This window comes from Arthrobacter endolithicus (assembly GCF_026627425.1).
Lineage (GTDB): Bacteria > Actinomycetota > Actinomycetes > Actinomycetales > Micrococcaceae > Arthrobacter_M.
Genome location: NZ_JAPNLH010000039.1, coordinates 1 through 5,512 on the forward strand (window position 1 = coordinate 1; position 5,512 = coordinate 5,512).

Here is a 5,512-nt window from a genome sequence, read left to right on the forward strand (position 1 = left end):
ATCGGCTTCATGCTCGAACCCCACGGATTCTTCGACCAAAACCCCACCCTCAACCTCCCCACCCAAGAAACAACCACCACAACCACCAAAGCCGCACACTGCTGCAACGGACACGAATCATGAACCGGCCAAGCCTCACAGAGAAAGCAAAAAACACGACAAGCCAGGGTGCCTCCAAGCACCACTCCCAACCGGGAAAGCTAAAAGCCAACAGTCTGGGTCTGTGGGATGTGGTTTTCATGGCTGTCGCGACGTCCGCACCGATTACAGTGATGAGCGGAAACGTCCCGTTTTCGGTCGGCTACGGTGTCGGAACCGGAACACCGGCAACGTATATCTGGGCGACCGCCATCCTGTCGATTTTTGCAATCGCATATGTGACGATGGCCCGCTATGTGACATCAACTGCCGCCTTCTACGGATTCATTTCCCGCGGTTTGGGGCGCGTGGTCGGCCTCGGGACCGGCTATATGGTCACGTTTGGTTACATCGTCTTTGAAGCCAGCATCATCGGTATTTTCGCCTATTTCGGTGAGCTGGCTTTCCGGGAACAATTAGGGGTGAACATCTCGTGGGTGGTTTTCGCCGTGGGCGGCCTCCTTCTCATCTCACTGCTGACTTACTTTGAGATTAGTCTCGCAGCGAAAATCCTGGCAGTACTGCTGGCCACTGAGATCGCGATTCTGGCAGTCATGGCCTTCGGCGTGCTCTTCCATGGCGGGGGCCCCGACGGGCTGATGCCTCAGACGCTGAATCCGGTTAACGCGTTCAAAGCAAACGGTCTGCTAGTCGCCTCGGCGGGACTAGCTATGTTCATCGCGTTCTGGTCTTGGACCGGATTCGAATCCACAGTCATGTATGGGGAGGAATCGAAGAACCCGAAGAAGATCATCCCTATCGCCACAATTATCGCGGTCACCGGTGTCGGTGTCTTCTATACGTTTGTCTCCTGGATGTCCGTCGCCGGGAACGGTGCCCAAGGAGCCATTGCTTTGGCGCAAAGTGCCAATCCGCTGGACATGTTCTTTCACCCCACGGACGTCTTTGTCGGCCACGGGTGGGTTCTCATCATGCAGTGGCTGATGATGAGCGGATCCTTCGCTTGCGCCATGGCCTTCCACAACGCCGCATCACGGTACATGTACGCGCTGGGGAGGGAAGGAGCCCTGCCCGGCGGACTTGGCAAAACCCATAAGAAGCACGGATCCCCCTACATCGCGTCGTACGTCCAGACAGGGATTGCAATCTCGTGGATTCTGGGGTTCTGGTTCTTACACAAGGACCCATACCTGGATGTTTTTGTCCTTTTGGCCGTGCTCGGAACATTCTCGCTCCTGATTGTGCAGACCATCACCATGGCCGCTGTGTTTAACTATTTCCGCAAGCACCACCCGGAAGAAAAGATGTGGCGCACTAAAGTCGCTCCCATACTCGGTGGAGTGGGGATGTTGGGTGTTGTCATCATGATGTCTCTGAATCTGGACTCGGCTGCCGGGCCTGCGGCGACATCTCTGCTTTTCAAACTCATCCCCTACATCGCCGCTGCGCTCTTCATCACGGGGGCAGGGCAGGCACTCTACCTGCGGAAAACCAATCCGCTCAAGTATGAAACCATCGGCCACGTCGTGCTCGCTGATGACGGTCATGGCCCGGTCCTGGACGAAGAAGATCCCGAGCCGATGTCCCCCATTGACCTCGACCTCATCAGGGAGTTGGAGCTGAAGCCACAGATGGACCTCGAACACGAGTTGGAGTATGCCGTGGAGGAACAACGAGAACTGGAGAGGGAACATCCCTAAATAGGCGGTCCCCGGTGCTGTCGGCAGCTGCATCGGGGACCGAACCCGTTCCTAAGCCAAACCCTAACCCAGTGATGGGAGTGTGTTCCGCGTGTTCAGTATCCCCGCAGTTACTTGGACCCTCACGACCGTCCTGCTGCTGAGCGCAAGCTATCACTTCCTGCAGGCGACAAGGTCACGCCAGCTCACGGATCAGGTGAACCAAAGCCTCCACGCCATCATGCACGTCCTGATGGCGGCCATGTTGTGGAACCTCGCGCCGTCGACCATGCTGGCTCAAATCGCAGTCCTCACCGGCGCGGCACTGTGGTTTATCATTCAAGCGGTCGCCCGGCCGGAATTCAAAGCACTCTGCGCCCATACCCGGGGGCGACTAAAATGCGTCTACCACAGCCTCACCATGGGCGGCGCAGCTCTCATGATCTCAATGATGGCTCATGTGACTACCCCCGGCTATGGACTCGTTCCATCAGACGGAATGTCCGCAATGTCAATGTCGCACGATCACCACGCGATGAGAACCCCAGTCCAGATCAGGGCTGCAGCAACACCTAATTTCTCCCCCGACCTGGCAATCCTGCTGACAGTATTCTTCGGAGCCGCGACGGTGATTTTCATTATCCTTCTACTGCGTTTCCGGACAACGAAAACCCCTCTGCGTAACACGACTGCTCCAAGACTCTCCCACCGCGCAGAACACGGACTCGAAGCCCTCGGCGCTGCCGTCATGGCCCTCATGTTCGCCACCATGACGGCATGATCGCAGAGCGGAGAACCGCCAGTTCCCGCCGAGTAAGGCATTTGCCGCCAACGCAGTCGTCAAGCCCGGCGATTACTATGCGGACAATGACGGCCGCCGGCCTTTTGGGCTCGGCAGGCGCGTAACAGTGGATACGTAGACGTGTTCCCGAGTCTGATCCGCAAGCTCTCACCACTACCACGAGAGCTTGTCTGGAGTTTGTTTCACGCCAGAAAAGTGGAGCATCTCGCAGATGCAAGTTTCCCGTAGTCCGGCTGCGGTGTCTTTTTCCTTTTGATGAGCGCAACCTTACGTCACCATCCGGACTGGTGCCGGTGACGCGCCTGTTGCGCCGCCGTCGCACTTCACCACACGTTCACGTGCAGCCAGCAGGACAACGTCGGTGCTGCCTTCTTCCAACTCTACGCAGCTACACTACCGCGGACCTGTTTCATCGATTGCCCATTGGTGCCCCATACAGGCGGCAAAACCGACATCTATTACTTGATGGGGATCAGCCGAAGAGGATCGCCGCCTCATCGTAACGGTGCTGCGGAACGGTCTTCAGGTTGCCCAGAGCGGCCTCAAATTCAACGTGGTTGATTTCAGTTCCGGAGAGCGAGACCATGGTGCCCCATCGTCCGTCCACCACGGCGTCGATGGCTGCCATGCCCAGCCTGGTGGCGAGCACGCGGTCGAACGCCGAAGGAACGCCTCCCCGCTGGATGTGCCCCAGGGTTGTCGCGCGGGTTTCAATCCCGGTAAACGCCTCGATCTCGGGCGCCAACTGGTCCGCAATGCCGCCGAGCCGCGGCCGGCCGAACGTGTCCATGCCGCGGATGGAATGCGGCGATTGCATTCCCGAGGTGACAAAGCCCTCGGCCACTACCACCAGGGGTGCCCGGCCGCGCTCGTGTGCCTTATCGACCCAGGAGGTGATTTGTCCGATACTGACCTGCTGCTCCGGGATCAGGATGGCGTGTGCACCCGAGGCTATTCCCGCATGCAGGGCAATCCAGCCGGCGTTGCGGCCCATCACCTCGGCGATCATGCAGCGGTGGTGGGATTCGCCCGTGGTACGCAGCCGGTCAATGGCCTCGGTGGCGATGTGGACGGCGGTATCGAAGCCGAAGGTGTAGTCGGTGGCTTCCAGGTCGTTGTCCACGGTCTTCGGGACGCCGACGATCTTCAGCCCGGCGTCGGTCAACCGCTTGGCCGCCGCCAGCGTGCCCTCACCGCCGATAGCGATAATCGCCTGGATGCCCAAGCGCTCCAGATGGGTTTTGATCACCTCGGGGCCTCCGTCGCCGTCGAACGGATTGGTCCGGGACGTGCCCAAAATGGTGCCGCCTTGTCTGGAAATGCCGCGCACACTCTGCCGGGGGAGGTCCATGACATCACCCTCGACGACACCGCGCCAGCCGTCCCGGAAGCCCACGAACTCGTGGCCGTGCACCTTGATGCCCTTGAGAACGGTACCGCGGATGACTGCGTTCAGTCCGGGACAATCGCCGCCGCTGGTCAGAATCCCTATTTTCATCTAGCTCGGTTCCTTCGTAGTGGAGTAGTGGGTCTTGCCAATTCCGTTGTAGCCCACCAAGACCGTCACACCAGGTGCGAGTAACGTGCACCTGGGTGTGGCTGGGAAACCCGGTCAGCACAAGGTTGTTCTAGGTATAGACGGTTTCCGCAATTCCGGGTACCCCGCAACTACCCGGTGGTGCTACCTGGCGGGACGGGTGGCATGCCCGCCGAACTGGTGGCGGAGAGCCGAGACCATCTTCATGGCGGGGGAACTGTCCTCGCGGGAAGCAAAGCGGGCGAAAAGGGCAGCGGTGATGGCAGGTGCCGGTACGGCGTTCGCGATCGCCTCTTCAACGGTCCAGCGGCCTTCGCCTGAATCCTCAACATAGTCATCTATCGATGCCAGGAGAGGATCCTCCTGCAGGGCTTTCACCATGAGGTCCAGCAACCATGACCGCACTACTGTGCCCTTTTGCCAGGCACGAAATGTTCCCGTCAGGTCGGTCACGATGTCCTTTGCGGCCAACAACTCATAGCCTTCGGCATAAGACTGCATCAAACCGTACTCAATGCCGTTGTGGACCATTTTGGCGTAATGCCCGGCGCCTACGCCGCCCACATGGACAAAACTGTCCCCACGTTCACCTTCAGGACGGAGCGCATCGAAAACAGGAAGGGCGCGCTCGATATCCGCCGCATCGCCGCCGGCCATCAGGCCGTATCCGTTCTGCAGCCCCCAGATACCGCCGGAAACGCCGCAGTCCACGAACCCGATTCCTTTGGAAGCCAGTAGTTCGCCATGTTTCTGGTCTTCGGTGAAGCGAGAATTTCCGCCATCGATGACCAGGTCACCTTGATCAAGCTTGTCCCCAAGTTCGCTGATGACGGCGTCGGTGATCTCACCGGCCGGGACCATCACCCAGATCAGCCGCGGCGCGGGGACAGACGCCAGCAGTTCATCGATGGATCCTTCATCAGTCACCGCGGTATTGCGGTCGAAGCCGGTGACGTCGATGCCTCCCTTGCGCAGGCGTTCACGCATGTTGAAACCCATTTTGCCCAGACCGATCAATCCAATGTGCACGGTGAGACTCTTTTCTGCGCTAGTCGGGAAGCCTGACAGGCATGACCAGATAACGGTAGTCATCCTGGTCCCCACCATCAGCGTCAGTCTGCGCTGTGATCATGGCTGGTGTGGGTGCCGTGGTAAACGAGAGCCGCTCATATTTGGTTTCGATCATGCGGCGGCCCTGGAACATGTAGTGCGGGCTGAACGCCATAGCGATTTCATCGCCGGCGAGCTGGGCCACGAGTTCTTCGGGACCCTGGGTCTGGAATTGCGCCTGCGGCTCGTTGTTTTTGGTTGAGGGGGTTTAGTGGGTTGGGTTGTTTTCCCGGGCGGTGGTGAGGGCGTTTTCGACGTCGGTGAGGAGTTCTTTCCAGCTGGTTA

4 protein-coding genes and 1 pseudogene are annotated in these 5,512 nt (G+C 59.0%); 2 read left to right on the plus strand and 3 right to left on the minus strand.

Annotated features, from left to right (window positions below):
• Positions 1-119: 119 nt before the first annotated feature.
• Complete coding sequence (locus OS914_RS17720; RefSeq protein WP_267547380.1) at positions 120-1,799, plus strand: APC family permease; 1,680 nt, start codon at positions 120-122, stop codon at positions 1,797-1,799.
• A gap of 91 nt (positions 1,800-1,890) precedes the next feature.
• Positions 1,891-2,559: a DUF5134 domain-containing protein gene (locus OS914_RS17725; RefSeq protein ID WP_267547381.1), complete on the plus strand. Its 669-nt coding sequence runs from the start codon at positions 1,891-1,893 to the stop codon at positions 2,557-2,559.
• A gap of 493 nt (positions 2,560-3,052) precedes the next feature.
• Here the strand turns inward: OS914_RS17725 and OS914_RS17730 are convergent, their stop codons facing one another.
• The 3 genes and pseudogenes from OS914_RS17730 to OS914_RS17740 all read right to left on the minus strand — a co-directional run.
• Positions 3,053-4,078, minus strand: a complete 1,026-nt coding sequence (locus OS914_RS17730) for a 6-phosphofructokinase (RefSeq protein WP_267547382.1) — start codon at positions 4,076-4,078, stop codon at positions 3,053-3,055.
• Between the two features lie 183 nt (positions 4,079-4,261).
• A complete protein-coding gene (gene gnd, locus OS914_RS17735) occupies positions 4,262-5,146 on the minus strand; it encodes a phosphogluconate dehydrogenase (NAD(+)-dependent, decarboxylating) (protein WP_267547383.1) in 885 nt (294 codons plus the stop codon).
• A gap of 19 nt (positions 5,147-5,165) precedes the next feature.
• Positions 5,166-5,378 (minus strand): annotated as a pseudogene (locus tag OS914_RS17740) (DNA polymerase III subunit beta); the annotation flags it as partial.
• Positions 5,379-5,512 lie beyond the last annotated feature (134 nt).